The sequence below is a fragment of the Nitrobacter sp. genome, from assembly GCF_051535235.1.
Lineage (GTDB): Bacteria > Pseudomonadota > Alphaproteobacteria > Rhizobiales > Xanthobacteraceae > Nitrobacter.
On the sequence record NZ_JBPPLZ010000004.1, the window covers coordinates 1 to 26,896 of the forward strand.

Genomic DNA, 26,896 nt, shown 5'->3' on the forward strand with positions numbered 1-26,896 from the left:
ATGTCCTGAAAGATCAGGACACCTGGACCCTCATGTTCCGCGCGCAGCGCAACTGGTAAAACAGATCATCTGACAACATCCCGAACAAACCCCTGGCAGGAAACTGCCGGGGGATTTTGTTTTTGCCTTGGGCGTAAAAAAGCGTGTTGCGGCATTCCGCCCGTGTTCCGCTCCAGGATATTGGTATCGATCACGTTCATGATTTGGGTGGGTCGATTCAAAGTCATCGTGATCCGGCGACTCTTCTGACTATGCCGTATCGTTCGATGGAGAGCCTATAGCGTTTCGAGTGAAGCACGACCTTGGGTTTGACCCCTGGATGTATGCCGGTTCGCGTGAAGAAAACGCGTCAAAACAAAATCTCGGAGCCCGCTTTCTGATTCCATCAGAAGCGGAAAGGCTCCAGCCGTCGTGGCGCTGTCGTGTAGAACCCTGTCCACGGCAGTCCGGGCTCACACCTGAGCGCACCGTCGCTCAGCTCCCGTAGCTCTGCACCAGGCTGCCTGCCACCAGCGACCATCCGTCGACCAGCACGAAGAAGATCAGCTTGAACGGCAGCGATACCACGACCGGCGGCAGCATCATCATGCCCATCGACATCAGGACCGATGCCACCACAAGGTCGATGATGAGGAACGGCAGGAACAGCAGGAATCCGATCTCGAAGGCGCGCTTCAGTTCAGAGATCATGAAGGCCGGCATCAGGATCCGCAGCGAAAGGTCGGCCGGCGTCGCTGGCGGCGGCTCGCCCGACAAATCCATGAACAGCTTGAGATCTTTCTCGCGCACGTTCTTCTGCATGAAGCCGCGCAAGGGGACGGACGCACGCTGCAGCGCGTCCTCCACGGTGATCTCGTTCGCGATCAGCGGTTTGATGCCGTCGTCATAGGATTTCTGCAGCGTCGGTCCCATCACGAAGGCGGTGAGGAACATCGCGAGCGCGATGATCACCGTGTTGGGCGGCGCGGTCGCGGTGCCGAGCGCCGTGCGCAGCAACGACAGCACGACCACGATGCGCGTGAACGACGTCATCATGATCAGGATCGACGGCGCGATCGACAGCACTGTGAGCAGCGCGATCAACTGGATCGCGCGCTCGGTCACGCCGCCGTTGCCGGCGCCGCCGAGATTGATGCTGATATCCTGCGCGAACGCCGGACCTGCGAGCGATCCGGCGGCTATCAGAACGAGAAGGAATAAAACTCTACGCGGGATGGCCGCCGGCCTCACGAAGGCGACTTCGGTCGCCCGAGCAGCGACGCCATCTCGTCTTCAAGGTGCTCGAAGCCGGATTTCGAACCGGGCGAGGGGGCTGCCGGCGGCGCCGGCGGCTCGCTGCGCGAAGCGGGCGGACTTTCCACGGCGCGCGGACGGGGTGGCGGCTCGGGAACAACCGGAGGCGCGACGGCCGCCGGCTTGCCGTCGTTGGCCGGACGCCGGAGCGCGGCTTCGAGACGCTGCGCCATCTCGGCAAGATTTTGATCCGCGTTCGAAGCAGGTGGCGGCGATGCGGCGGGCGGTGGGGCCGGTGGTGGCGGCGGCGGCGAAAACGTCGGCCGCTCCGCAGGGCGCGGCGGCGATGTGCTCCCGGGCTCGGCTGCACGAACAGGCGGACGCGGCGGCATCGCAGGCTCGCTGCGCGCGGGACGGGTGCCGCGAATGTCGGTCCGGCTCATGGGTTCGGGCGTGAAGCCCGCCAGGGGATCATTGCGGCGCTCGGCGGCGGCCGGACGTCGCGCCGGATCAGGGAAGGGGGGACGCAGGACCGGTCGCGCCGGATCCGGCATCTCCTCGGGATGATCGAGAGGATCGGAACGCGGGCCGTCGGACTCCGCCCAGCCTGTTTCAGCCAGCGGCGGCAGGCGCGGCAGCGACGGTTCGTTGCCGGGTGAAGGACGTTGCGGGGTCTGATCGCGGCCCGGCGCGCGGACGATGTTGGGTTCCACGACAATGTCGGACGGTCCGCCGATCATCAGCAGGTGCTCGACATTATCGCGGCGCACCAGAACGAGCCGCCGGCGCCCATCCACCGCCGCGGCATCGATGACCGCCAGGCGGGGCATCCGTCCGCGATTGGCGGTGGTGCCAAGCCGGCTTCCCGCAAATCGCCGCACCAGCCAGGCGGTCCCGGCGATCAGCGCCAGGACCACAATGAATGCGATGACGAATGTAATGGCCTGCATTTCTGTGTCCCTGACAGAAAGCGCCTTTATTACAGCTTCGATCGTCGAATGCCTTGCGGCACCCTCCCGTGACGACCGAGCCTTGGCCCAATCTGTTAACCCCGTCCGGCAAAAGCTGCCGCTGATCCTTAATAACCTATGAATCGACCAGACCAAAACAACTTCTGAGTACCAGACGTTCCGGTTAATGCGGGTGGTTAACGCGGCGTTCCCTAACAAAAATCGTCCGGTCGGACCAGGAACGTCCTTGGCTTTGGAAGGCGGAGGATCGATTCGGATCGCGCGCCCGCCGTTCTTAACCGGCTGTTAACCATAAAGGCGGCAAATTCTGCCTACCCTCCGCGGCGCACCGTCCCCGGAGTGGAGCGGAGGCCCGGCGTGCCCATCAACGATATTTCCGCTTTGGCGGCTCTGCGCACCCGGATGCAATGGCATCAGGAGCGCCAGCGCGTTCTCGCCGAAAACATATCCAACTCCGACACGCCGAATTTCAAGCCGCGCGACCTGATCGAACCGAAGTTCGACGCGAAGGGCGGCAACGCTTCGTCCGGCGCGACGCTGGCGATGATGAGCACCACTTCGGGCCGGAATATCACCGGCTCGGGCCCGGGCTCGAACTTCGACCAGAATCGCAATGCCGGTTTTCAGACCCGTCCCGCAGGGAACGCGGTCAATTTGGAGGACCAGATGCTCAAGGTATCGGCCAACCAGATGGATTACGCCGCCGCAACCTCGCTCTACAGCCGCAGCCTGCGTCTGCTGAAGATGGCGGTCGGCAAGGCATGACGCAGAGCTGAAGAAAAGGAGACCGCATCATGGCAGACAACGGCGCCGACTTCATGCGTTCGATGGGCATCGCGACATCCGGTCTGCGGGCGCAGGCCGGACGGATGCGGGTGATCTCGGAAAACATCGCCAACGCCGATTCCACCGCGCAGACGCCCGGGGGTGATCCCTATCGGCGCAAGGTGCCGACCTTTTCATCGGCGCTCGATCGTGCGCTCGATGCGAAAGTGGTGACGCTCGGCCGGGTGAAGCCCGACATGTCGTCGTTCCGCGTCAAGTACGAGCCGGGCAATCCGGCTGCCGACGCCAGCGGCAACGTCAAATATCCCAACGTCAACTCGCTGGTCGAAATGACCGACATGCGCGACGCGCAACGGTCATACGAGGCGAACGTCAACATCATCAGCGCAACACGCCGGATGATCCAGCGCACGCTCGATATTCTCAAATCCTGATCGGAGACCTGACCATGGCATCACCCACAGTCGCAGCAAACGCCTATGCGAGCCTTGCAAAGATGATGGGCTCCGGCGCCGCCGCCGGCAAGCCGCCGGAGGGCGATGGCCCCTCGTTCAGTGCGGTGCTCAAGGATGCGCTCGGCAGCGTGATGGAGGCGGGCCGGAAGTCCGACGCGCAGACGGTGGCGATGGCGTCGGGCAAGGCAAACCTGATGGATGTGGTGACCGCCGTGGCGGATACCGACGTCGCGGTGTCGACGCTGGTCTCGGTGCGCGACCGCGTCATCCAGTCCTACGAAGACATCATGAGAATGCCGATCTGATCGCGCGGTTATGGATTCAAGTTGTCATTCCGACGGCGCGCTGGGCGACGAACGCTTCGCGTTCGCGCCGATAGCGCGAACCCGAAAATCCATAAGCTGAAGCAGGAAGAATGAATTTTGGAGCGCGTGAAGGCGCGCGTCCCAGCATAAAGAATAAGTACATGGGAGAAGGCAATGACCGGCGCTGAAACACTGGATATCGCGCGCGATGCGATCTGGACCATCGTTCTGGTCTCGGGGCCGCTACTGGGCGTCGGCCTGATCGTCGGCGTCGCCATTTCGCTGATCCAGGCGTTGACGCAGATCCAGGAGCAGACGCTGGTGTTCGTGCCGAAGATCCTGGCCATTTTCGTGACGCTGGTGCTGGCGCTGCCGTTCATGGCCGACGCGCTGCACGCCGAAATGATACGGATTTCATCGCGAATCATCGGCGGTTGATGCACAAGATCGCAGGGGTGGATGCGGTATCGCGATCCGCTCGCTGCAAGTTTCCGACGAGAATGTCGGGATAGCACCTCAAGGGCATCATGCGTATCGATATCTCGCTTCTGCCCGCTCTCGGCGCCGCCTTCATGCTGGTGTTTGCCCGCATCGGCGCGATGGTGATGCTGTTGCCGGGCTTCGGCGAGGTCTTCATTCCGGTCCGGGTCAAGCTCGCCATCGCCCTGCTTCTGACTCTGATTATCCTGCCGCTGCATCGTGCCGCCTATCACGTCGACATGCAGTCGGCCGCGCCGCTGGCGATCTTGCTGGTGCATGAGATCATCATCGGCGTGGTGCTGGGCGCCACCGCGCGCGTCACGCTCGCGGCGCTGCAGGTCGCGGGCTCGATCATCGCGCAGCAACTGGGGCTTGGATTCGTCACGTCGATCGATCCGACCCAGGGCCAGCAAGGCGCGCTGATGGGCAACTTCCTGACCCTGCTTGGCATCGCGATACTGTTCGCGACCGACACGCACTATCTGGTCATCACCGCGCTGAACGAGAGCTACAGGATTTTCTCGCCGGGCGAACTGATGCCGAGCGGCGATGTGGCGGCGCTGGCCACGCGCGCCTTCTCGGCCGCTTTCAAGATCGGCCTGCAACTGTCGGCGCCGTTCTTGGTTTTCGGACTTGTTTTCAATATCGGGCTTGGCGTGCTGGCGCGGCTGATGCCGCAGATGCAGGTCTATTTCATCGGCGTGCCGCTCTCGATCCTCATCGGCTTCATGATTCTCGCTGCCGTGCTGGTGTCCATGATGGGGACCTACATGGATTATTTTATCGGCGTGATGCGCGATCTGACGTTGTCGAACTAGTGGAGTGAATTTGACATTCGCTACCCACTTTGCCGCGAACTTGTCAGGCGAATGTCAAATTCAAAACTCCACTAGAAACCTGATAGTTGCTAGTGGTCCTTTGATTCTAACATTTGCAAGAACTCCCTGCGGCAACGGGATGCAAATGTTAGAATTGGACCACTAGTGTGGCGGTTCAGAAGTTCGCTCCCAGTGTCTCTGCGAGTCCGTCAAGCGAACTTCTGAACCCAAACCACACTAGAATCATAAAGTTGGTAGTGTCCCTTTGATTCCGAAGTTCGCATCAAAGGTTGCTGCGAGGGTATGCGAACTTCGGAATCGGGACACTAGGACACGGCAACGATGGCCGACGAGAGCGACGATACCGAAAAGACAGAAGACCCGACGCAAAAACGTCTCGATGACGCGATCGAGCGCGGCGACGTCGTCAAGAGCCAGGAGGTCAACACCTGGTTCGTGATCGCCGGCGCGACGCTGGTGCTGTCGACCTTCGCGGGCTCCGTCGGCGGCGGATTCGAGATGCCGCTGCGCAACCTGATCGCCAACTCCTGGCAGATCCGGACCGACGGTCCTGGTCTGCTGGCGCTGGCCGTGCAGCTCGAATACGTGCTTGTCGCCGCGCTCGGCGTGCCGCTGCTGATGTTGGTGCTGGCCGCCGTCGCCGGCAATGTCATTCAGCACCGTTTCGTCTGGTCGGGGGAGGCGCTGAAGCCGAAGCTCAGCAAGATTTCGGTGGTCTCCGGGGCCAAGCGGATTTTCGGCAAGCAGGCGGCCGCGAACTTCGCCAAGGGACTTTTCAAGGTGGTGGCGCTCGGCGCGGTCATGACCGCGGTGCTGTGGCCGGAGCGCTCGCGGCTCGACGCCATGGTGCGGCTCGATCCCAACGCCATCCTCGGCACCACCAGAACCCTGACGCTGCAATTGCTCGGTGCGGTGGTCGCGATGCTCGCGCTGGTCGCGATCGCAGACTACCTGCTGCAGTACCGGCAGTGGTTCGAACGGCAGAAGATGTCGCTGCGGGAGATCAAGGAGGAGTTCAAGCAAACGGAAGGCGATCCGCACATCAAGGCCCGGATCAGGCAGTTGCGGGCCGTGCGCATGAAGAAGCGCATGATGGCCGCGGTGCCGAAGGCCTCGGTCATCATCACCAACCCGACGCACTATTCGGTCGCGCTGTCCTACGAGCGCGGCATGTCGGCGCCGGTCTGCGTGGCCAAGGGCATGGACAACATCGCGCTCAAGATCAGGGAAATCGCCCGCGAGCACGACATTCCGATCGTCGAAAACGTGCCGCTGGCCCGCGCGCTGTACGCTACCGTCGAGATCGACGACGAGATTCCGGCCGAGCATTATCACGCGGTCGCCGAAATCATCGGCTACGTCATGGGCCTGAAGCGCGGCTTTGCGGGGCGCCGCGCGTGATGCCGGCTTAGGGTATCCGGAAAGAGCATCCGGGCGGGGAAAATGGCGGGAAATGAGCCCATGAGGTGCTTGCGCTGCCGGGTCCGATTCAGGCACTCAGGGCCCGGCGCACGCGCATTCCGCGCCCGCCGCGACAGGCCCCGCCGGATGCCATGACCTCCGATCACGATATCGATTCGCCGCAGGTCGCGCAGGAACCGGCGCGACGGAGCGGCAGCATCCTGCTGGTCCTGCTGGTCGCGGGCGCAATCGTCGCGGCCGCCGTGGGATTCATGACGCTCGGGCATGCCAACGCCCAGCCTTATATTCTGGCGCTGCTGGCGCTGCTGGCGATGGTCGGACTGTTCACCCTGTTCGCATTCGCGGCCGGCATCGTCCGCTTCGCCGACCGCACCGCCGATGATCCGCTGATGCGCCCGGTCGCCGATCACGCCTTCGACGGCATTGCGATCACCGATGCCGGAGGACACATCGTTTATGCCAACTCCGCCTACCTCACCCTGACGGGCGCCACCTCGATGCAGGATGTGCGGCCGGTGGAGCGCGTCTTCATCGGCAACCCCGATGTCTCCGAGGCGGTGTTCCGTCTGCTGAAGGCCGCGCGCGAAGGCAAGCGCCAGCAGGAAGAGGTGCGCGTCGCCGCTGCCGATGGCGAGCACGGCCGCTGGCTGCGGCTGCGGGTCCGCCCGCTCGGCCAGGCGAAGCGGCAATCCAGACACGCGGTGTGGTCGATCGCCGACATCACCCGCGACCGCGAGCGGCAGGAAGACGTCTTCCAGGAATTGCGCCATGCGATCGAATATCTCGATCATGCGCCGTGCGGTTTCTTCTCGGTCAATCCGTCGGGCGATCTCGCCTACGTCAACGCGACGCTGGCCAATTGGCTGGATCACGATCTCGCGGAGATCGGTTCGGGCGGCTTGAAGCTCACCGACGTCGTCTCCGGCGACGGTGCGGCTTTGCTGACGTCGATTGTCGCAGCGCCGGGCGAGGTCCGGACCGAGGTGTTCGATGTCGACCTGCGGATGCGCAACGGCAAGACCATGCCCGCGCGTCTCTATCACAAGCTGGCGTTCGGCGCCGACGGCGTGCCCGGTCCCTCGCGGACGCTGGTAATCAGCCGCGCCCGCGACGAGCGCGTTGATCCGCAGCGCGTAGCGGAAGTGCGCTTCATGCGCTTCTTCGACCACACGCCGATGGCGATCGCGACCGTCGACAAGTCCGGCACCGTAAGCCGGGCCAACGCGCGGTTTGCGAAACTCGCGCAAAGTCTCAGTTCCGATGGCGCGGCGGCCAAATCGATTCTCGCCGCGGTCAACGAGCGGGATCGCGGCCAGTTGAGCGCGGCCATTCATGCCGCAGCGGACGGGCAGGGTGATATTCCGCCGGTGGAATTGATGCTGGTCGGCGCGCGCGAGCGCTGGGGACAGTTTTTCGTCACCGCGGTGGAGGACGACGATCGCGATGCCGAGGCCGCGATCGTCTACGTGCTGGAGACGACCGAGCGGCGAACGCTGGAAAACCAGATCAATCAGTCGCAGAAGATGGAATCGGTCGGCCAGCTCGCCGGAGGCATCGCGCACGATTTCAACAATGTGCTGTCCGCGATCATGATGGCCAACGACTTCCTGCTGAACGCGCACAAGCCGACCGATCCGTCGTTCCAGGACATCATGCAGATCAAGCAGAACGCCAACCGTGCCGCCGCGCTAGTGCGGCAGTTGCTGGCATTCTCGCGGCGGCAGACGTTGCAGCCGAAGGTGCTCGATCTCGGCGATACGCTGAGCGACATCGGCATGCTGCTCAAGCGGCTGATCGGCGAGAAGGTCACGTTCCCCGGGGTCGTGCACGGACGCGACCTGTGGCCGGTCAAGGCCGACGTCTCGCAGTTCGAGCAGGTGATCGTCAACCTCGTGGTCAACGCGCGCGATGCCATGCCGAACGGCGGCAAGCTCGCAATCCGCACCGCCAATGTTGCGGCGGCCGAGGTCGCGACGTTCGGCCACAAGGGAATGCCGGCCGCCGATTACGTGCTGGTCGAGGTCAGCGACACCGGCACCGGCATCCCGCCCGACATTGTCGATAAAATCTTCGAGCCGTTTTTTTCCACCAAGGAGGTCGGCAAGGGCACGGGGCTCGGGCTGTCGACGGTCTACGGCATCGTCAAGCAGACCGGCGGTTTCATCTACGTCGATTCCAAAGCGGGCGAGGGGACGACGTTCCGCATCTTCCTGCCGCGTCATCATCCCGAGACCGATGTCCGGCCCGAAGCCGCAGCCGGCGGGCCTTCAAGGGACTCGTCCGCTCCGGCCAAGCCGGCGTCCGGCGATCTGACCGGGCAGGGCACCATCCTGCTGGTCGAGGACGAAGACGGCCTGCGGTCGCTGAATGCGCGCGGCCTGCGCTCGCGCGGTTACAGCGTGATCGAGGCCGCCAACGGCATCGAGGCGCTGGAAGCGTTCGATGCGAAGAGCGGCGTCGTCGATCTCGTCGTCTCCGACGTCGTGATGCCGGAGATGGATGGCCCCGCGCTATTGCGCGAAATGCGCAAGCGCAACCCCGATCTCAAGATCATCTTCGTGTCCGGCTATGCGGAAGAAGCGTTCGACAAGAGTCTGCCGGAGAACGAGCAGTTCGCTTTCCTCGCAAAACCCTTCGCGCTTAGCGCGCTGGTCGCCAAGGTCAAGGAAACGATGGCGCCGACGTAAGCGTCTATGTGTTCATTTCCCCTTCAAAAAGGTGGAGGTTGGCACGCGGTAGCGCACTCGCGCCTGAGCGAACCGGGCGAAGGGCGTTCGCACCGAAGCGCCAAAGCGTTTTCAATTCTGACGGACCACTTCCACGCGACGGAGTGCGCTCCCTCTCCCATGGGGAGAGGTTGGGGCGAGCGGGTATGGTCCAGAGCGTGATCCCGAAAAGTGGGAACCGGTTTTTGGATTAAGATCATGCTCAAGCGCCTAGCTGCCAGACGAGTCGCGTCCGGTCCTGCGCGTGACGACCGTCGCGTCTGGCTGGGCGACGCCAGGGCGTTCGTGCGTCGGTACCGTTCGGGCGCGGTGGCGTTCTTCATGATAAAGCGCCGGGCGATATTTGGCCCGCACCTCGGACATCGTCGCCCCGCGCCAGGCCGCCAGCAAGATCCGCGCGGAGCGTTCGTCGAGCAGGTCGTAGAGCCGCGACAGCCGGTACACCGTGATGACGGACGTGCCGATGGCCGGATCGAGAAACAGCAGAATCTGCTGGTAGATTTTCGAGGACATGCCGATGGCCTTGACGGCGCAGGCGAGCGGCTCGCCACCCGAATCCTTCACCACCCGTTCGGCGATCCGGGCGGGAAGGATCAGCGTCTCGCCGAGTTCGGTCACGAAGTTATCGATGTCGGATGCGAATGCGGCCATGTGGAGGGTCTCGATCGCGCGCGCGGCCCGTGATGGATGGATGCGCGGCGATGGCCGCAGGGGCGCGGTCGCCAGGTTCTGCAGGATCAAGGCGCGGTCCCTGGCGTTTGCGGCGAAAAACATCTGACTGATTTCGGAGCCGTCGCGCGGCTCCATCGACAGCGTCGCGAGGGCCCGGGGTTTTGTCTCCGCAGCCGGCAAAGAGGCTGGAGGCGGGGACGGCGCGGCTTTGGTCGCTCGCGGCTGGACGGCCGCATGAAGCCGGAGCTTGCTCATGATCGCCGCCGGTGTCTGTGGATAGATCGACAGGCGGGCGCGCACCGCGGCGCGGGTGGCGTCGTCGACCTGATCGATCAGGCGCGAGGTGAGTTCGACGAAGTGTTGCTCCTCCTCGGCGGTGTGCGCGGCAGTCTGCACGTAAAGGTCGGTCAGCACCCGCAGCAGAGTCGGACGGATGTCGACACCCTCCCTGCGGGACAGCGTCAACAATCCGTCGAAGCCGGGAAACATCGGAGGTGCGGTCATGTCGGCGTACGCTTGTGGAGACAACTCACCTCAATCTAGCGAGGCGGCTTTAACAGGCCGTTAACCATGCCCGGTTCTAAATCCCGACGCGGCGCTGCCGAAATCGGTCCGGCGCCGGGCGAGGAGACACTGGGGATGGGCATCGTTATCGCGTTTCCGGCCGATGCGGCTTCGCGGCCGGGATCAACGATGGATCGCGCGGCGGACCGCGCGATGGGCATCGTTGTGATTTTGCCGGTCATCCGCATCGACCGCGACAGTGAGGAAACCAGCGGGGGCCGCGGTCCCGAGGAGGGCACGGCCCCCGGGCGCCGTCGCCGTCGTCGCGCTCGATCCTGATCGTGCGGATAGACGCCGATGCCGGGGAATCCGCTGGAGCGTTTTCGAGCGAAGCGGGTCGCGGTTCGCGTTAAGGAAACGCGTCAGATAAAAGGACTGGAGCCCGGCTTTGATCTCGTCAAGGCCGGAACGGCGTCAACGATGCCGGCAGGTTCATTGCTCCCGCGGCTCGTGTCGATTGTTTCCGTGATTGTTCTCGGCGCCACGCTGGCGGCATGCAGCGGCGGGGACTTCGGCCGTGTTCGCCAGGACGTCCGCAACGACGACATGCATCGCTGGATGGGCGCGGAAGCGACCGGCAGCATCGGCCGACCGCCGTCGCGATTTCAGTTGACCGACACCGAGCGGATGTTGCGCGATCTCGCCTATCCCCTGGTCGAGCCCCCGCATTCGCGGCCGGCCTGGAAGAGCGTGTTCGGTGACTATGACCCGTTGGCACCGCCGTGGCGGCAGAAACCCGCATTTGACCGCAGCGCCTACGGCCGACAGTTGATCGATGAGCCGCATCGATCCCACGCCTCGCGCTACGCGCAACTGATCGACGACGTCCGCGACGATATCACGCGCTTCGATCCGTTCTTCAACACCGCGCGGCAAGTCTTTGATCTCGATAGCAAACGCAAGGCTAGTCTGAATCTCGTGTCTGATCTGTCGCGGCGCGAGCGTTCGGATGCCGTCGCGCGGATGGAAGAGAACACCCTGATCGTGCAGTGGGTGCAGCAGTGCCTGGAGCAACGGATCGCGTCCTATAGATGGGCGCTCGAGCATCTGGTTATTCAAGCGCCGGATGGCGTGGCGGCCGATGCCGATCGTCTGATCGGACAGCTTGCGGCGCTGACGGCCAACCCTCCGGTCACCGCTGCGCCGGTGATCGGCCGCGCCCTGCGCACGCGGGGATAGATTCCATGATTTTGATTTGACACGATTTCTTCGCGCGAACCGGCCCACTTCGCTCGAAAACACTATAGAGCATGAAACGATCGAGCGATCGCCGTCGCCTTACCGTTTCGCTTCAGGCTTCACCATGGGCGGTTCGGTCTGCAGCCGGCACGTCGCGGCGGCGAGAGAGGCTTTCACCTGCTCCATCATGCCGGGCTCCGGCGCCAGTGCCTTCAGAACGATCAACCCTGTCGCTGAAGGCGAATCGATGATGAGCCGATCCGCCGCCGTGACATCCTCCTCCTCGGGCAATTCCGCGTGCTGGGCTTCGGTCATCAGGTTGAGTTCGATCACCTTGCGTCCGGCGGAACGATCGTTGATTGCGTAATAGGCGACATCGCTGCGGGTGTAGAACGACACCGAGGTGTAGGCCTGGCTCACCGGCACCGTCAGCTTGATCGATCCGGCAGACAGGTCGTAGCGGCAGACCGCGACGGCAAAGGCCGGGTCCATGAACGGCATCGGCGAAACGCCGGGATCAGCCGGCGGCAGTGGGGTCACCGCGTTCACCTTGGTCATCGCCATCAACCGAGAATAGGCGTCCTGCGAGGCGATCCGCGGCAGCGCCAGCACGCTGACGAGATGCACGACACCGCCGAGCAGGATGCCGCCGACGACCGCAAGCAGCACGCGGATCATGAACACCCCCCAATGGTAACTGAGGGCATCGGCGCGTCGCGCTGGGTTCGCGTCGCGACCCCGACAGGCGTATCGTAGAGACGGAGCATCAGCACGTAGCGTTCGATACCGCCGGTCGGCAGCCAGTTGCCGGCGCGTGCGCGCGCTGCCACGTTCACGGCGAACGAGCCGTCGGAATTCCGCACGATCTCCTCACTGGTGAAGCCGTAGCGTTGCAGCGAGTTGGCCACCAGATGGCCCTTGCGGTCGTAGAGCGTCAGCGTCCAGAACCGTGCCGCGGGAGTCACGCCGCTGACGATGACGTCGCAGCGCCCATCGAGCGGTCGCTTGTCGTCGGAGGTGGTCGCGAGGAATGCAATGCCGTCGCCGGTTCCGATCGGCAATTCGCCGCTGCGCGCAATCGCGGCGCGCGAATAGGGATCGATGTCGGCGGATCCGCTCCTTGGCCTTGCGGTCCACGCGCCGATGGTGAGCGTGCCCAGGTCGGTGCCCCGCGTCGCGGTGATCCAGGTGGCTCCGAGTCCGACCCCGGTGGCAAGACCGAACGCCAGCAAGGTGATCAAAATCAGCCGCACGGGTCGGCGCTCCGGTTTCGAAGTTCGCAAACGATCGCTCGGCTCCTTTGATGCGAACTGCAGAATCAAAGGAGCGTAATGATATTAGGCTTCCGGTCCGGTTTCGAGTTGAAAGTCATGGAGCCCTTCCGCTCCGTGAAATCCAGAAGCAGGGATCCCTGTTCAACACGTTGTCCGTACGCGAACCGGTCTCCCGTCCCCGGTCAAGCCCGAGGGCATGCTGCGCTCGAAAACGATGGGCCATGGATTACGATGGACCACGGATCATGCGTCAGTTCTTGCGTGGTGCGAGAGTCGTCCGGCCGCCGGACGTTGCAGCCGCCAGGCTTTCGGAAAACGCCGCGGCGCCGGACGAATAGGCAGCAGGCGAGACGGAGGGGGCGGCCGAGGTTTTTCCGACAGTCTTGGCGGCTTCATCCAGCATCTTTTCCACACGCACCAGAATCTCGGCTCCCCGTTTGGTCAGGATGGGCGGCGGCGCGGGGCTTGCGCTGTCGTCGCCTGCGACTTTGGCGCTGTCGGTTGCGGTTGGCTTCGCCGGCGCGGAGACACCGGGGATGTCCTTGATCTCGACGCCGCGATGCGCGGCGGTCATGATGTCGTGCCAGGTCTGCGCAGGCAGTGCGCCGCCGGTCAGGCGGTTGGTCGGTGAGTAGTCGTCGTTGCCGTACCAGACGCCGCACACGAAGTTGCCGGTGTAGCCGACGAACCAGGCGTCACGATAGGCGTTGGTGGTACCGGTCTTGCCCGCCGCCGGAATGCCGTCGAGGATGGCGCGGCGCGCGGTGCCTTCGCTGACCACGTGGCTCATCATGCCGGCCATGTCGGCGGCGATCGAGGGCGGGATGATCTGGCGCGGCTTGGGGCCGTCACGATCGTAGCGCCAGACCAGATCGCCGGCGCCGGTGCGGACTTCCAGAACCGCGTGCGGCGTGACCGCCCTGCCTTTGTTCGGAAATGCCACATAGGCGACAGCGTGCTCGAGCACGTTGACCTCGTCGGCGCCGATCGGCAGCGAGGGCGTATCCGGCAGCGGCGTGACGATGCCGAACTTGCGGGCGACCGCGACGATCTTGGCGCGTCCGGCCTTGGCCGGGTTCTTCTCACCCTTGCCGAGCGCGATGGAGAGCTTCACCGGCACCACATTGATCGAGCGGGTCAGCGCCTGGGTCAGCGTCACCGTGCCGGAATAGGAATGTCCGTAGTTCTGCGGGCACCAGTTACCGATGCAGACCGGGCCGTCGACGATCGTCGATGTCGGCTTGAAGCCGTTGAGCAGCGCGGTGGTGTAGACATACGGCTTGAAAGACGATCCGGGCTGGCGCATGGCGTCGGTCGCGCGATTGAACTGGCTCGCGCCATAGTCGCGTCCGCCGACCATCGCGCGGACGCCGCCGTCGAGATCGGCGACCACGGTTGCGGCCTGAGTCGCGTGATAGTCGCGGCCGAATTGCCGCAACTGGTTCTCGATGGCTTCTTCCGCCGCGTGCTGAACGTTCATGTCGATGGCGGTGCGCACCACGAACACGCGCTCGGTATAGGATCGCGGAAACGTATCGACCAGCCTGCGCATCTCGTCGAACGCCCAGTCGAGATAATAGTTCGGCGAGTTCTCGTCCCGCCGGTCGACCGCGGTGGCGGGATTGCGCCGCGCGCCGAACACCTGGCCCTCGGTCATGAAGCCCGCGTCCACCATGTTGTCGAGCACCTGGTTGGCGCGGGCGCGGGCGGCGGGCAGATTGATGTGCGGCGCGTATTTGGTCGGCGCCTTGAACAAGCCGGCGAGCATCGCGGCTTCGGCGAGGTTGACGTCGCGCACCGACTTGTTGAAGTAGAAATGCGCCGCGCCGTCGACGCCGAAAGTGCCGCCGCCCATGTAGGCGCGGTCGAGATACAGCTTCAGGATTTCGTTCTTGGTCAGACGGGTTTCCAGCCAGATCGCGAGGAAGGCTTCGTTGACCTTGCGCTCGATGGTGCGCTCGTTGGAGAGGAACAGGTTCTTCGCGAGCTGTTGGGTGATCGATGAGCCGCCCTGCCGCACGCCGCCGGCCTGCGCGTTGGTCACCAGCGCGCGGAAGGTTCCGCCGACGTCGATGCCGAAGTGATCGTAGAAGCGGCGGTCTTCGGTCGCGAGCGTCGCCTTGATCAGGTTATCGGGGAATTCCTCGAGCGGAATCGAATCGTTGTGCTTGATGCCCCGGCTGCCGATCGGGTTGCCGTAGCGGTCGAGGAACGTCACCGCGAGATCGGATTTCTTCAGCCAGTCCTCGTCGGCGGTTTCGCGGAACGCCGGCTGCGCCAGCGCCAGCAGAACGATGAGGCCGCCGAGGCCGAGCGTCGCTGCTTCCGATAAAGGCTCGATGAACACCCAGCGTTTCCAGCGGCCCACATAGAAGCGGTCCATGAAGGTGGAGAAGCGCTCATAAAGCTCGCGCGCGCCGACCGCAGAGGAGAACAGCGTCGAATCGACGCGCGCGTCGAAGTCCAGCAGGAAATGCCGGATTCGCTTTTTCCAATCCGAGGGCAGCAGGTTGCGCACCAGGGGCCTGTGACCGATCTGCGGCGTGGCGGCGCCCCGTCCGGCGCCGTCGGCACGTCATGCAAGAGTGTTGCGGCAAACCCAAGGCACACGGAAGGCACGTCAAAACCAACGGATGGAACATCATCCGCATGCCCAGGAAAGCGTTTCTTTCTATCCGAGCAGAGGTGATAAACCAATGGCCGGTTGCACGTTCGGACAGCACGGCCTACGGCGAAAGCGGAGACGCTTGCGCGCGGCGCGGCCACACCCCATAAAAATTGCGATTTGAAATTGCGAATTTTCAGCTGGACCAAGAAGCGAAGCATGACGCAACGATCCTCGCGCCCGTCGGAACAGGCCGGATTCTTCTGGAAGACCAAGACCTTGGAAGAGATGTCCAGCGTCGAATGGGAAAGCCTGTGCGATGGTTGCGCGCGCTGTTGCCTGGAAAAGCTCGAGGACGAAGACACTGGCGACATTTATTTCACCCATGTCTCCTGCCGGCTGCTGGATGCCGGGCTCTGCGCCTGCAAGGATTATGCGAACCGCTCCGAACAGGTGCCGGACTGCGTCCGCCTGACGCCGGAAAACGTTCGCAGCCTGAACTGGTTGCCGCCGAGCTGCGGTTACCGGCTGGTCGCGGAGGGACGCGATCTCTATTGGTGGCATCCGCTGATTTCCGGCGACCGCAACACGGTGCACGAGGCGGGGGTCTCGGTGCGGGGCCGGGTGCGGGGGACCGAGAACGAGATTCCCGATTCCGAGCTCGAAAATCATATCGTGCAGTGGCCGATTCGGTTGTCCAAACTCGCCCGGCTGAGGAATCGGCCGCGAAGCTGATGACTTATCCATCACATGTTTGCGATTGAGCATCCGCAGATGCTATTCGACCGCCGACCGCGCTGTCCGAACCCGACAGCGCACGTTATATGATGACGCTGCCTTTATAAGATGACGCAGCCTTTCGTCCTCCGTCCGTCTCCCTCGCCATTTCAGCCGAAAATTTTGTTTCCCGCACATGAACAAGCTCGATCAGTCCGATCGGGATCCGTCCTTTCCGCGGATTTCGGCCGGTAGCAACTCCCGCGAAGCCGCGGCGGGTCCGGCCGCCGGCGATTCCGATGCGCCGCCGATCGCGCCTCCCGTTCCACTGAGCCGGAGCGAAGTCCGCACCATCCTGGTCAGCCTGATGCTGACCATGTTCCTGGCGGCGCTCGACCAGACCATCGTCGCGACCGCGCTGCCCACCATCGGCCGCCAGTTCCACGACGTCACCACGCTGTCGTGGATCATCACCGCGTATCTGTTGGCATCGACCGCGGTCGCGCCGGTGTTCGGTACGCTGAGCGACATCTATGGCCGTCGCTCCATGATCATCACTGCGCTCAGTCTGTTCATTGCGGGATCGGTGCTTTGCGCCCTGGCGCCCAATATTGCGACGCTGATCGTCGCGCGCGGGGTGCAGGGTCTCGGCGGCGGCGGCATCCTGCCGGTGGTGCAGACCGTGATCTCCGATGTGGTGACGCCGCGCGAGCGCGGCCAGTATCAGGCCTATTTCAGCGGCGTGTGGACTGCGGCGGGAATCGCCGGGCCGGTGCTGGGAGGGGTGTTCGCCGAGCACCTGCACTGGTCGATGATCTTCTGGATCAACGTGCCTCTCGGCGTCGTCTCGCTGGCGATGCTGCTGCCGAAGATGGAAAAAATCCCGGTGTTCCATCGCCGCCGCAAGGTGGACTGGGCGGGCGGAGCGCTGCTGATGGCCTCCGCCGTGGTGTTCATGCTGGTGCTGACCTGGGGCGGCAACCGCTTCGCCTGGCTATCGCCGGCGATCGCCGCCATGCTCGGCGCCTCGCTCGTGCTTGCCGCCGGTTTCGTCTGGCACGCGCGCAGGACGTCGGAACCGTTCCTGCCGCTGGCGCTGATCGGCGGGCCGGTTGTTCCTTACGCCATTGCCGCCGGCGCCTTCGCGCTCGGCGCCATCATCGGGATCACCGTGCATCTGCCGCTGTATTATCAGGTGGTCCATCACCTCAGCGCCAGCGAATCCGGACTGGCGCTGATACCGATCGCAGCCATTTCGACCGGCGGCGCCGCGCTTGCCGGCCGCACCATGACGCACGCGGTCCACTACAAGCGGGTCGCGATTATCGGGACCGCGTTCGCCGCCGTCATCGCCGCGATCCTGGCAGCGGTCGCAATGCCGCTGTGGCCGCTGCTGACGCTGCTCTCGCTGTTCGCCTTCGGGCTCGGCACCACGTTTCCCGTCAGCGTGGTGGCGCTGCAGAACGCGGTGGCGCGGCCGCAGGTCGGCACCGTCACCGGCGCGATGAATTTCTTTCGCGCGCTCGCCTCGTCATTCACCGTCGCCGCCTTCGCCGCCATTCTGCTGATGATGCTGGGTTCGGATATCTCGATCAGCCAGGAGAGCGGTCATCCGTTCGCGATCTCCGCATCCGATCTCACCACGGCGTTCCGCTATGTGTTTGCCGCCGCCGCAGCGATGCTGGCAGGTACGGCGCTGCTGCTGATGCGAATGGAAGAGCGGCCGCTTGCAGGACCGGCGGCGTGATCGGTGCCGGTGGAATTCGTCAACGGATTTAAGCATTCGTTGAGCGTATAGCTTAAGGGTCTGTGCAATCATTCGCCTGTAGGTTGCCGTTTCCAGGCTCGCGCGAAAATTCGCGCATCCATCTATCGGAGTTGGCAATGCGTTTCATTGCAAAGCTTGCATCGGCTTTTTTGCGCGACGAATCCGGTGCGACTTCGATCGAGTATGCGATAATCGCCGGCAGCCTCAGCATCGTCATCCTGGTCGCGGTCACCGGCATCGGCCGTACTCTCAACGAGTGGTTCATCGCGATGGGCGCCGCGTTCCGATAAGGCAGCACTGGTACGGCAAATATTCCTAGGAAAATATACCTTGACAGCGTAACGCTGCCGGAGTATGTTTTCGGCATGCTCCAGAGTTGCGCCAAGAGATGACGGCGCCGTTTCCAGACTCCCGACCAGTTCGATCCTCCAAGCCGCTGGCGACGCCATCGAACGGGATGCGCTTGAGGATCCGCGTATCGCATTGACGCCGCAAGCATTGCACGGAACATCGCTACAGATCTGGCGTTGCTCCAACCCATGCAGAGCGATCCGCGTGGATCGCGAGGAAGCAGGGAGAATGTGGATGGCAACGGACGAGGACGATCGGATCGTGGAAACTCCGACCGAGGCGCGACAGGGCGAGCCTGGCCCGTCCGTCCTTATGCTTCTCGCCATCAGTACCGGTCTTGCCGTGCTGATCCTGGGCGGCATCTGGTTGGTGTTTTTCCGCTAAAACGGGACGAGGAAAAATGTGGTGCGGTTTTCCGCCCGCATCGATCTCTTGAATATTGGAAATAGAGCACGTTGATGATTTTGGATCGATCGATCCAAAATCATCCTGCAGTCTTTTCGGCTTCCAACGGTCCTTGAAAGCCGGGTTCGGCAGTTATGATTTCGCGACGAGGGGGCTTTCGACATCCATGGCTGTGAGGCGAATTGCCAGACCGGGACGAAAACCGGCGGCTGCTCGCGTTGCGTCGCGAACGAAAACATCCGCAGCCGGGCCTGCAAAGCGAACCGCTTCGAAAAAATCTTCATCCCCCGCAATGAAGAAAGCGGCGCGGCCGGCGTCTTGCAAGACACCGGTTGCGCCGGCAAATGTCGCCGCGAAAGCTGTCAAGCAAACCCGGGTCGCCACGAAGTCTGGCAGGATGACAGCCGCGGCCGCGCGCAAGGCGACGATGGCCGCCACAACGCACTATGTGGATGACGAGCCGGTTCCTGTCGATGAACAGGACGAAGCAGCAAAAGCCCGATTGAGCAGACAGCGCGCGCGGCGCACGGCCGTCCGGCGCAAGGATGAACCGAGCCCGCGCGTCAAGCGCACGGCGGTCGAGCGGGTCGACGATCCGCCGCCCGCGAGCGGCGCAGTGCTGATCGAACGGGTGACGCGCGCGATCGAGCGCGAACTGTCGTTGATCGAGGTCATTGTCGGCGGCAGTCATCTGAAGCCGCAGCAGCGCACCGAGGCGGAGCGCCGCGCACGCACGCTTGCAAGTCTCGCGCGCACGCTCGGCGAAGTGACGCGGCTGCGCGCCAGTGAGGAGAAGGTGAAGCCCGCCGATGACGACGCCGTGCCCCGCGATCTCGACGAGTTCCGGCGCGCGCTTTCGCGCCGACTGGAGCAAGTGGTCGCCGCGCCAGCGGCAACTCCTGCTCCAGAGCATGAGTGAGGCGGAACTCGGGTTTCTGGCGAGGCAATGGGATATCTTTGCGCACGAGCATCAGCGTCCGCCGCAACTCGCGCCGAACGGCGCGCCCTGGCTGATCTGGCTGATGATCGGCGGCCGCGGCGCCGGCAAGACCCGCGCCGGGGCCGAATGGATTCGCGCGCAGGCGCTCGGCCTGCCTCCGTTCGCGACCGAAGCGGTGTCGCGCATCGCGCTGGTCGGAGAAACCGAGCACGACGCGCGCGAGGTGATGATCGAAGGCGTCTCCGGTCTGCTCGCGGTTCATGCCGCCCACGAGCGGCCGTCATGGTCGCCGTCGCGCAAGCGGCTGGAATGGAGCAACGGCGCGGTGGCGCAGGCTTTTTCCGCTGACGATCCCGAAAGCCTGCGCGGACCGCAATTCGGCTGCGCCTGGTCCGACGAGATGGCGAAATGGCGCTACGCGGAAGCGGCGTTCGACATGCTGCAGTTTGGCTTGCGGCTCGGATCGCAGCCGCGTCAGTTGATTACGACAACGCCGCGGCCGACTGCGCTTCTGAAACGCCTGATGAATGATGCGGCGAGCGTGGTCACGCGCGCGCCGACACAGGCCAACGCCTTCAACCTGGCGCCGACCTTTCTGCAAGGCGTGATGGCGCGCTACGCCGGAACGCGGCTCGGGCGTCAGGAGCTTGACGGCGAGATCATCGAGGATCGTCCCGACGCGCTGTGGTCGCGCGCGTTGCTTGAGACGTGTCGCGTGCGCGAGGCGCCGCCGATGCAACGCGTCGTGGTCGCGGTCGATCCGCCGGCGACCTCGGGCAAGCGCGCCGATGCCTGCGGCATCGTGGCGGCGGGGCTGGCGGAGGGCGGCATCGTTTACGTGATCGCCGATGAGACGGTGGCGGGAGCGACGCCGGCGCTGTGGGCAGCGAAGGCGATCGCGCTGTGGCGTCGGTGCGAAGCGGATGCGCTGGTGGCGGAAGTCAACCAGGGCGGCGACATGGTGAAGTCCGTGATCGCGGAGGTGGATGCTGCGGTGCCCGTCATCCCGGTGCGCGCGACGCGCGGCAAGTGGCTGCGCGCCGAACCGGTGGCGACGCTTTATGAGCAGGGCCGCGTTCGTCACGCCGGCAGCTTCGCCGCGCTGGAAGACGAGATGTGCGACTTCGCTCTGTCGGGCCTGTCGTCGGGGCGCTCGCCGGACCGGCTCGATGCGCTGGTGTGGGCGGTGACGTCGCTGGCGCTCGCGCCACGCGCCCAGCCGCGGGTGAGGGAATTGTGACTCAGTCGCTCGGCGTATTCGGCGTCACCCGCGGGCTTGACCCGCGGGTCCATCTTTTTCAAGAAGGGTGGGGGCTAGATCAAGCTTGGCCGTGACGCGCCAACATTCTATCGGGCGATATCTTCGTAAAGATCGCGCCAAGTGGAATTGTCTCTAACGACCAGATCGATCTTCCATTCGCGCGGCCAGTGCTTGATGTTCTTTTCACGCTGAATTGCTGCCATGACAGTGTCGTGAGCCTCAAAATAGACGAGTCGCTTCACGTCGTATTTGCGTGTGAACCCGTCAGCCACTCCCTCGCGGTGTTCATGAATGCGACGAACGAGATTGTTCGTCACGCCTACATATAGCGTTCCTCCAGGCGCGCTCGCGAGAATATAGACCCAGTAGTTCATGCGACAATGATGGATTGCCGGGTCAAGCCCGGCAATGACAATCTTTTATTGTGACGCAGTTCGACGATGAAGGACATTTTGCGATGCGCCTGCGCCTGAAAAACATGTTCGCCCCGCCCGAAGCAAAAGCCAGCCGTACGGCGAAGCTGCTCGCTTTCGAGAGCGGCGGCCGCGCGCGGTGGACGCCGCGCGACTATGCTGCGCTGGCGCGCGAGGGTTATCTCAACAACGCCATCGTGCATCGCGCGGTGCGGCTGATCGCGGAGAATGTGGCCTCGTGCAGCTACCTCGTGTTCGAGGGCGCGCAGGAGCGCGAGGCGCATCCGCTGTCGCTGCTGCTTGCGCGGCCGAACGCACGGCAGGACGGCGGCGCGTTCCTCGAAATGCTGGTGTCGCATCTTCTGCTGTCCGGCAACGCCTATGTCGAGGCGGTCGCGCTCGACGGCGCGGTGCGCGAGGTTTATGCGCTGCGGCCCGATCGCATGAAGGTGGTGCCCGGCGCGGACGGTTGGGCGGAAGCCTATGAATACGCGGTCGGCGGTCGCAGCATCCGCTTCGATCAGGCATCGTCCGCGGTGCCGCCGATCCTGCATCTGACGTACTTCCATCCGCTCGACGATCATTATGGTCTCGCGCCGATCGAGCCGGCGGCGGTTGCGATCGATACTCACAACGCCGGCTCAGCCTGGAACAAGGCGCTGCTCGATAACGCCGCGCGCCCCTCAGGCGCGCTGGTCTATTCCGGCCCAGAAGGCGCGGTGCTGTCGGATTCGCAGTTCGACCGGCTGAAGCGCGAACTCACCGACACCTATCAGGGTGCGGTGAACGCGGGACGGCCGCTGCTGCTCGAAGGCGGACTCGACTGGAAGGCGATGTCGCTGACGCCGAAGGACATGGATTTCCTGGAGGCCAAGCATACCGCCGCGCGCGAGATCGCGCTTGCCTTCGGCGTGCCGCCGATGGTGCTCGGCATTCCCGGCGACAACACCTATGCGAACTTCCAGGAGGCCAACCGCTGCTTCTTCCGCCAGACAGTGCTGCCGCTGGCCTCGCGTTTCGGCAATTCGTTCGCGCAGTGGCTGTCGCCGCAGTTCGGTGAGAGCGTTCGCATCGTCGTGGATGCCGACAGGATCGACGCGCTCGCCGCCGATCGCGCAGCGTTGTGGGAGCGCGTCAGCAACGCGGCGTTTCTCACGCTCAACGAAAAGCGCGAGGCCGTCGGCTACGCGCCGATCGAGGGCGGCGACCGGCTGGAGTAGAGCGCGCTGCTCGCCCTTGCCAGCGGGTACAGTGAAGGGAAAGTCGATGTCCGACCTCATCCGCATCTTCGCAGAGCGCGGCGACCTCGCGCATCTGGCGCTGTTCCTGTGGGCGAGCGCCGCCAGCGCCGGCCTTTTGTTCGCGTTGCGCGAACTGTCGGCGGCCTCGCGTCGCTTCGACGATTTCGTCCGTGAACTGGAGCGGTTCAATCGCAAGGCGCACCGCCGCGCCGTAACCTTCGACAAGGATCGGAACTGATGGACAACCTTCACAGCATGCTGCGCTCGTTCAGCACTGAGACAAAAACATCGCGGGATCACCTCACGGTGTTCCGCGAATTCCTCGCGCATCTCGATCGAGCCCAGCGCAAGGCGCCGGCTGCGGCTGCGGCGCGCGCGCCCCGCGCCAAGGCTCAGACACGGCGCAAGCCGGCGAAACGCAGCCGCAAGGGCTGAGCATCGCCAGGTAGCGTCCGCCACAAGCGGCGCGCGGCGGGCACGATACGTCGTTTCGAATTTCATCAATCCGTTTCCCCCGCCCATTCCGCGAGGTCGATCATGCACGCCCCGTTGTCGTCTGTGTCGCGTCTGTCGTTTTCCGATGACGGCACGGTGGAAGGCTATGCCAGCCTGTTCGGCGAGCTCGACCAGGCGCGCGACATGGTGATGCCCGGCGCGTTCGCGCAGACACTTAAAGCGCGCGGTTTGCGCAAGGTCCCGATGCTGTTCCAGCACGATCCCGCCGAGCCGATCGGCATCTGGCTCGAACTGCGCGAGGATTTTCGCGGACTGTGGGCGCGGGGGAAATTGATCCCCGACGTGACGCGGGCGCGCGAACTGCTGGCGCTGGTCGAGGCCGGCGCGGTCGACGGGCTGTCGATCGGCTATCGCACCGTGCGCGGCCGGATCGAGCCGCGAACGCGGGTGCGGAAACTCTACCAGGTCGACCTGTGGGAAATTTCCATCGTCACCTTCCCGCTGTTGGCGGGAGCGCGTGTCCGCGCGGTGAAGCAGGCGACGCCCCCGTCGCCGCGCTCGCGCGTGCGGACACAGGCCGAGCGCGGCTGGCGGAGCATGACGGCGGCCGCGGATGAACCGGCGCCGCGGCTCCGCCCGCGCCCGGTGGTGGCGTCGCTGCGCGGCAGGGAAGGACGGCGCGTGGCGCTGCAAGGTGCGGCGCGCGCGCAGATCGCGGGAGCAAGCTGATGGCAAGTCATGAAAGTGCATTCGAAGCCGCGCAGCGCGCGCGCTGGATGCGGCCCGATGCCCACAGATGGATCAGACCCGATGCTGCGCGATTTCTGAAGCCGGGCATGAAGCTCGCCGATGTATTTCCGACGCTCGCCCGCAAATCCCCGACCAGCCGCGGATTCCGGCGGGTCAACCAGGCGGCGGACGCTGGACCGATGATTGGGGAAGCGCGCCCGGGACCTTAAGCGATCTGATCAAGCCGATTCCGGCCGCTACGAACGACGACCTGGCAGCAAACCTGCGTGAGGTCGGCGGCGGGCGACGTGGTGGTGGCTCGGTTGGCGATGTCTTTCCAGGAGCATCCGCTCGGCAACAGTCGTTGCTCGACCAGGCGATGGCGCGCACCAGCAGTGCCGTTGGCGCAAATTCGTCAGTATGATCCGGACTGAAAGCCGCGCGAATCGAGCCTGACCCGGCCGGGCAGCATCGAAGGCGCCATCGCGGAGGCCGAAGCGCGCGCCAGGGAATCCGAGGCGCATCTCGATCAGCTTCGATCCGGGATCGGCGGCAATCTGGGTCCGCCACTTGATCCGCCGCGCCAGAGTCTGCCGTCAATGCGCCCGTTCGACGGGCAGGGCTGGATCAACGTCTATCGCACCATCAACAATGAGCCAAATCTATTCGGGCAGCCTTCTTGGCCGGCAGGCAATGGTACGGTTGCTGCCGCTGAGATCGATGGAAAGCTGTATTTTGGCGTAAATTCCGGATCGCCGGGATATAGCGCGGCTGATCGTTTTGAGGCTGATGGGTGGCGGTGGAGTTTGGTCAACAAATATCCCGATGTAATGAGGTTCGATAATATCGGCCGACGCCCAAACGATGCTCTCTACCATGCTGAGGCTACGATTCTCATGAGAGCTGCAAAGGAAGGTCCGTTGACGAATAAGATTTTCGAAGTGCAGGTTGACCGCGAGCTGTGTCGAAGCTGTGATCGCGTTTTACCTTTGCTGGGCTTGGAGCTTGGAAATCCGACTGTGACATTCATAAATACGGCGAATGGCGCGAGAAGTACGATGCGGAATGGCTATTGGCTTGAATAGGCACTCCAGATGAGAAAGCGTATATACTTCGATTCCACCCGCGCGAGCGATTGGCCTTCATCAGGTGAGCTTGCGCGTTTCTTTCTCGCTCCGAAGGGGCACGAATGGTCGTATGCCGGAGGTAACGATAGTTGGGGACTGAGTGCAGAAGGTCTGTACGGCACCGATAACTTGGCTCGTCATGACCAGGTTACGGTCAATCTCGACATGACCGGTAATCGCGACCTTGGCGTCTATTTGCAATACGACAAATGGGATGGCCGTATCCAGCGCAGGCAGACCCTCTATTCCAAAGGCGATCTCAGCCGTCTCGGCGAATTCGTGCGGTCCCTGCATGGCACACCGTTGTCGGTGGGGCTGTTCGTGCCGTTCCCTGTTGCATGGAAGGCGGTGAAGGAATTCATCGAGACCGACGGTGAGCTGCCGACCAGCATCGAATGGATCGCAAACAGCGATCTGCCGCCGGAGACGTTTCCCGATCCATAGTTGAGTCCTGATAGCTGATCCCCGACGTGACGCGGGCGCGCGAACTGCTGGCGCTGGTCGAAGCCGGCGCGGTCGACGGGCTGTCGATCGGCTATCGCACCGTGCGCGGCCGGATCGAGCCGCGAACGCGCGTGCGCAAACTCTACCAGGTCGACCTGTGGGAAATTTCCATCGTCACCTTCCCGCTATTGGCGGGAGCGCGTGTCCGCGCGGTGAAGCAGGCGACGCCCCCGTCGCCGCGCTCGCACGTGCGGACACAGGCCGAGCGCGGCCGGCGGAGCATGACGGAGGCCGCGGATGAACCGGCGCCGCGGCTCCGCCCGCGCCCGGTGGTGGCGTCGCTGCGCGGCAGGGAAGGACGGCGCGTGGCGCTGCAAGGCGCGGCGCGCGCGCAGATCGCGGGAGCAAGCTGATGGCAAGTCATGAAAATGCATTCGAAGCCGCGCAGCGCGCGCGCTGGCTGCGGCCCGATGCCTACAGATGGATCCGGCCGGACGCCGCGCGCTTTCTCGCTCCCGGCACCGATCCTCGTGATGTCTATCCGGCGCTTCAACGCAAGTTCAACCCGGACCAGCCGCGCGTGCCGGCCGGCAATCCGGACGGCGGACAGTGGACGGATGGCGGCGGCGGCATCAACGATCCGCGTGTTCTGTCGGATGCCACCCCTGATGGGATACGCCCGTATGAGCAGTATGCACAAAACCTGGACAAGCGGCCGATCGACCTGCGAGAGGAGGAAGCGCGAGGCGGCCACGCCTTGCGGGAGCATGTCGGCAAGACGGATGACGAACTGCTGGCGAGCACGACGGTTGATCGTGGTCGGACGGTCATATACAGATATGCGCGCAGGATTAACGGATCTTTCGCCTCCTTGGAAAGCGCAAACGACTTCGTCAACCGGACGCTTGAGCGGAATCGCGATCAGGTTGAGGCCGTGGCGACGGGACGGTTACCAGAAAAATTTATAACATATCGTTTTGGCTACAAGACCGGCCGCGAGGCTTTCAGGAGAGACATCGATGCGGCGCCTTACCTCCGAGACACCTATGGGGTCGGCGTATCTATCCGACATGATCCACGCGCTGCCAGGGGTTTCAGCGTGATAACGGCCTATCCCAGAAACGAACCTAGCGAATAGCAAGGAGAGGTCATGGTGGTTCCGAAAGAGTTCGTCTACGTGGTCGAATGCTTCTATCAGGGCAGCGACGAGGAAGTCTCCACGATGGAAGAGTGGGTTGCGAAGGCCCTGAGATGTTCGGACAAGCAGGATCAAGCGGCCGTCAAGCGCTTCCTGCAGGAATTGCTCGCGCAGAACCTTGCGGACGCCGAGTTGCAGCGGATATGGAACGATGCCGGGGCCAACTACTTCTTCGAAGACATACGCGGGGTCTTGACGCTGATCCGGGACGCGATCGATTAGGAGCAGCGTGCGTGATGAAATTCCGGCGCGGGCGCTGCGCGCGAAACGCGAGGGCCGTTAGACAAGCGTTCACCCGGCTGATGTCGATACGGCATTCCCGACCAACCCTGATC

At 63.8% G+C, this 26,896-nt stretch carries 33 protein-coding genes; 25 read left to right on the top strand and 8 right to left on the bottom strand.

The genetic code is table 11. The annotated features are described in order from the left end of the window. Nucleotides 1–474: 474 nt before the first annotated feature. Together fliP and ACS3WA_RS06400 are read right to left on the bottom strand one after the other, a co-directional pair. A complete protein-coding gene (fliP, locus tag ACS3WA_RS06395; protein ID WP_438277711.1) occupies nt 475–1,230 on the bottom strand; it encodes a flagellar type III secretion system pore protein FliP in 756 nt (251 codons plus the stop codon). Beyond that, the gene (locus ACS3WA_RS06400) at nt 1,227–2,183 is read right to left on the bottom strand and encodes a flagellar biosynthetic protein FliO (protein ID WP_438277712.1); all 957 of its coding nucleotides are present in this window, start codon (nt 2,181–2,183) and stop codon (nt 1,227–1,229) included. Before ACS3WA_RS06400 ends, fliP begins: the two co-directional genes overlap by 4 nt. Before the next feature lie 378 nt (nt 2,184–2,561). Between ACS3WA_RS06400 and flgB the strand changes: the two genes are divergently transcribed. From flgB to cckA, 7 genes are all read left to right on the top strand, one after another. After that, nucleotides 2,562–2,969, top strand: a complete 408-nt coding sequence (gene flgB / locus ACS3WA_RS06405) for a flagellar basal body rod protein FlgB (RefSeq protein WP_438277713.1) — start codon at nt 2,562–2,564, stop codon at nt 2,967–2,969. Nucleotides 2,970–2,998: 29 nt separating this feature from the next. Continuing rightward, a complete protein-coding gene (flgC, locus tag ACS3WA_RS06410; RefSeq protein WP_438274849.1) occupies nt 2,999–3,424 on the top strand; it encodes a flagellar basal body rod protein FlgC in 426 nt (141 codons plus the stop codon). Nucleotides 3,425–3,438: 14 nt separating this feature from the next. Further along, complete coding sequence (gene fliE / locus ACS3WA_RS06415) at nt 3,439–3,750, top strand: flagellar hook-basal body complex protein FliE (protein WP_438277714.1); 312 nt, start codon at nt 3,439–3,441, stop codon at nt 3,748–3,750. A gap of 174 nt (nt 3,751–3,924) precedes the next feature. Continuing rightward, complete coding sequence (fliQ, locus tag ACS3WA_RS06420; protein WP_292617274.1) at nt 3,925–4,188, top strand: flagellar biosynthesis protein FliQ; 264 nt, start codon at nt 3,925–3,927, stop codon at nt 4,186–4,188. 89 nt (nt 4,189–4,277) lie between these two features. Beyond that, nucleotides 4,278–5,048 (top strand): flagellar biosynthetic protein FliR, encoded by a 771-nt coding sequence (gene fliR / locus ACS3WA_RS06425; RefSeq protein ID WP_438277715.1) that lies wholly within the window; start codon nt 4,278–4,280, stop codon nt 5,046–5,048. A 342-nt stretch (nt 5,049–5,390) separates the two neighbouring features. Then, entirely contained in the window at nt 5,391–6,470 is a 1,080-nt protein-coding gene (flhB, locus tag ACS3WA_RS06430) for a flagellar biosynthesis protein FlhB (RefSeq protein WP_438277716.1), read from the top strand. A 152-nt stretch (nt 6,471–6,622) separates the two neighbouring features. Next, on the top strand, nt 6,623–9,178 hold the full coding sequence (cckA, locus tag ACS3WA_RS06435; RefSeq protein ID WP_438277717.1) for a cell cycle histidine kinase CckA: 2,556 nt from the start codon (nt 6,623–6,625) through the stop codon (nt 9,176–9,178). 249 nt (nt 9,179–9,427) lie between these two features. Here cckA and ACS3WA_RS06440 read toward each other — a convergent pair whose 3' ends face one another. Further along, complete coding sequence (locus ACS3WA_RS06440) at nt 9,428–10,393, bottom strand: DUF2336 domain-containing protein (RefSeq protein WP_438277718.1); 966 nt, start codon at nt 10,391–10,393, stop codon at nt 9,428–9,430. A 135-nt stretch (nt 10,394–10,528) separates the two neighbouring features. Here ACS3WA_RS06440 and ACS3WA_RS06445 point away from each other — a divergent pair, with 135 nt between their 5' ends. Both ACS3WA_RS06445 and ACS3WA_RS06450 read left to right on the top strand, forming a co-directional pair. After that, nucleotides 10,529–10,732: a hypothetical protein gene (locus ACS3WA_RS06445; RefSeq protein WP_438277719.1), complete on the top strand. Its 204-nt coding sequence runs from the start codon at nt 10,529–10,531 to the stop codon at nt 10,730–10,732. A 141-nt stretch (nt 10,733–10,873) separates the two neighbouring features. Next, nucleotides 10,874–11,632, top strand: coding sequence for a hypothetical protein (locus ACS3WA_RS06450; protein ID WP_438278023.1), 759 nt, complete (start codon nt 10,874–10,876; stop codon nt 11,630–11,632). 99 nt (nt 11,633–11,731) lie between these two features. Here the strand turns inward: ACS3WA_RS06450 and ACS3WA_RS06455 are convergent, their stop codons facing one another. The 3 genes from ACS3WA_RS06455 to ACS3WA_RS06465 all read right to left on the bottom strand — a co-directional run bounded on the left by ACS3WA_RS06455 (nt 11,732) and on the right by ACS3WA_RS06465 (nt 15,424). Then, the gene (locus ACS3WA_RS06455) at nt 11,732–12,310 is read right to left on the bottom strand and encodes a DUF1254 domain-containing protein (protein WP_438277720.1); all 579 of its coding nucleotides are present in this window, start codon (nt 12,308–12,310) and stop codon (nt 11,732–11,734) included. Then, nucleotides 12,307–12,885 (bottom strand): DUF1214 domain-containing protein, encoded by a 579-nt coding sequence (locus ACS3WA_RS06460; RefSeq protein WP_438277721.1) that lies wholly within the window; start codon nt 12,883–12,885, stop codon nt 12,307–12,309. Before ACS3WA_RS06460 ends, ACS3WA_RS06455 begins: the two co-directional genes overlap by 4 nt. A gap of 271 nt (nt 12,886–13,156) precedes the next feature. Then, a complete protein-coding gene (locus ACS3WA_RS06465) occupies nt 13,157–15,424 on the bottom strand; it encodes a transglycosylase domain-containing protein (protein WP_438277722.1) in 2,268 nt (755 codons plus the stop codon). A gap of 306 nt (nt 15,425–15,730) precedes the next feature. On the opposite strand from ACS3WA_RS06465, the gene ACS3WA_RS06470 reads away from it, so the two are divergent. From ACS3WA_RS06470 to ACS3WA_RS06485, 4 genes are all read left to right on the top strand, one after another. Beyond that, the gene (locus ACS3WA_RS06470; protein ID WP_438277723.1) at nt 15,731–16,246 is read left to right on the top strand and encodes a YcgN family cysteine cluster protein; all 516 of its coding nucleotides are present in this window, start codon (nt 15,731–15,733) and stop codon (nt 16,244–16,246) included. 178 nt (nt 16,247–16,424) lie between these two features. Then, nucleotides 16,425–17,975: an MDR family MFS transporter gene (locus ACS3WA_RS06475; RefSeq protein ID WP_438277724.1), complete on the top strand. Its 1,551-nt coding sequence runs from the start codon at nt 16,425–16,427 to the stop codon at nt 17,973–17,975. A 137-nt stretch (nt 17,976–18,112) separates the two neighbouring features. Continuing rightward, nucleotides 18,113–18,286: a Flp family type IVb pilin gene (locus ACS3WA_RS06480; protein WP_438277725.1), complete on the top strand. Its 174-nt coding sequence runs from the start codon at nt 18,113–18,115 to the stop codon at nt 18,284–18,286. Nucleotides 18,287–18,581: 295 nt separating this feature from the next. Next, the gene (locus ACS3WA_RS06485) at nt 18,582–18,731 is read left to right on the top strand and encodes a hypothetical protein (RefSeq protein ID WP_438277726.1); all 150 of its coding nucleotides are present in this window, start codon (nt 18,582–18,584) and stop codon (nt 18,729–18,731) included. Between the two features lie 153 nt (nt 18,732–18,884). On the opposite strand, the gene ACS3WA_RS06490 is transcribed toward ACS3WA_RS06485, so the two are convergent. Further along, complete coding sequence (locus tag ACS3WA_RS06490; RefSeq protein WP_438277727.1) at nt 18,885–19,190, bottom strand: hypothetical protein; 306 nt, start codon at nt 19,188–19,190, stop codon at nt 18,885–18,887. Between ACS3WA_RS06490 and ACS3WA_RS06495 the strand changes: the two genes are divergently transcribed. Together ACS3WA_RS06495 and ACS3WA_RS06500 are read left to right on the top strand one after the other, a co-directional pair. Continuing rightward, nucleotides 19,180–19,671 carry a hypothetical protein gene (locus ACS3WA_RS06495; RefSeq protein ID WP_438277728.1) on the top strand — a complete coding sequence of 164 codons (492 nt, stop codon included), beginning with the start codon at nt 19,180–19,182 and terminating at the stop codon, nt 19,669–19,671. The two genes, ACS3WA_RS06490 and ACS3WA_RS06495, sit on opposite strands and share 11 nt — an antisense overlap. Further along, on the top strand, nt 19,664–20,932 hold the full coding sequence (locus tag ACS3WA_RS06500; RefSeq protein ID WP_438278024.1) for a DNA-packaging protein: 1,269 nt from the start codon (nt 19,664–19,666) through the stop codon (nt 20,930–20,932). Before ACS3WA_RS06495 ends, ACS3WA_RS06500 begins: the two co-directional genes overlap by 8 nt. Nucleotides 20,933–21,039: 107 nt before the next feature. Here the strand turns inward: ACS3WA_RS06500 and ACS3WA_RS06505 are convergent, their stop codons facing one another. After that, on the bottom strand, nt 21,040–21,327 hold the full coding sequence (locus ACS3WA_RS06505) for a GIY-YIG nuclease family protein (protein ID WP_438277729.1): 288 nt from the start codon (nt 21,325–21,327) through the stop codon (nt 21,040–21,042). 83 nt (nt 21,328–21,410) lie between these two features. On the opposite strand from ACS3WA_RS06505, the gene ACS3WA_RS06510 reads away from it, so the two are divergent. The 10 genes from ACS3WA_RS06510 (at nt 21,411) to ACS3WA_RS06555 (ending at nt 26,783) form a co-directional block, all read left to right on the top strand. Continuing rightward, the gene (locus ACS3WA_RS06510; protein ID WP_438277730.1) at nt 21,411–22,586 is read left to right on the top strand and encodes a phage portal protein; all 1,176 of its coding nucleotides are present in this window, start codon (nt 21,411–21,413) and stop codon (nt 22,584–22,586) included. Nucleotides 22,587–22,632: 46 nt separating this feature from the next. Continuing rightward, nucleotides 22,633–22,845 (top strand): hypothetical protein, encoded by a 213-nt coding sequence (locus ACS3WA_RS06515; RefSeq protein ID WP_412773166.1) that lies wholly within the window; start codon nt 22,633–22,635, stop codon nt 22,843–22,845. Continuing rightward, nucleotides 22,845–23,042 carry a hypothetical protein gene (locus tag ACS3WA_RS06520; RefSeq protein WP_412773165.1) on the top strand — a complete coding sequence of 66 codons (198 nt, stop codon included), beginning with the start codon at nt 22,845–22,847 and terminating at the stop codon, nt 23,040–23,042. Before ACS3WA_RS06515 ends, ACS3WA_RS06520 begins: the two co-directional genes overlap by 1 nt. 102 nt (nt 23,043–23,144) lie before the next feature. Then, nucleotides 23,145–23,792, top strand: a complete 648-nt coding sequence (locus tag ACS3WA_RS06525) for an HK97 family phage prohead protease (RefSeq protein WP_438277731.1) — start codon at nt 23,145–23,147, stop codon at nt 23,790–23,792. After that, a complete protein-coding gene (locus tag ACS3WA_RS06530) occupies nt 23,792–24,022 on the top strand; it encodes a hypothetical protein (RefSeq protein ID WP_438277732.1) in 231 nt (76 codons plus the stop codon). The genes ACS3WA_RS06525 and ACS3WA_RS06530 overlap by 1 nt, the downstream gene beginning before the upstream one ends. A 369-nt stretch (nt 24,023–24,391) precedes the next feature. Continuing rightward, nucleotides 24,392–24,877, top strand: coding sequence for a hypothetical protein (locus tag ACS3WA_RS06535; RefSeq protein ID WP_438277733.1), 486 nt, complete (start codon nt 24,392–24,394; stop codon nt 24,875–24,877). Between the two features lie 9 nt (nt 24,878–24,886). Then, nucleotides 24,887–25,363 (top strand): Imm1 family immunity protein, encoded by a 477-nt coding sequence (locus ACS3WA_RS06540; protein WP_438277734.1) that lies wholly within the window; start codon nt 24,887–24,889, stop codon nt 25,361–25,363. 26 nt (nt 25,364–25,389) lie between these two features. Further along, on the top strand, nt 25,390–25,776 hold the full coding sequence (locus ACS3WA_RS06545; RefSeq protein WP_438277735.1) for an HK97 family phage prohead protease: 387 nt from the start codon (nt 25,390–25,392) through the stop codon (nt 25,774–25,776). After that, nucleotides 25,776–26,501, top strand: coding sequence for an RNase A-like domain-containing protein (locus ACS3WA_RS06550; RefSeq protein WP_438277736.1), 726 nt, complete (start codon nt 25,776–25,778; stop codon nt 26,499–26,501). Before ACS3WA_RS06545 ends, ACS3WA_RS06550 begins: the two co-directional genes overlap by 1 nt. A 12-nt stretch (nt 26,502–26,513) precedes the next feature. Beyond that, the gene (locus ACS3WA_RS06555) at nt 26,514–26,783 is read left to right on the top strand and encodes a hypothetical protein (RefSeq protein WP_438277737.1); all 270 of its coding nucleotides are present in this window, start codon (nt 26,514–26,516) and stop codon (nt 26,781–26,783) included. Nucleotides 26,784–26,896 lie beyond the last annotated feature (113 nt).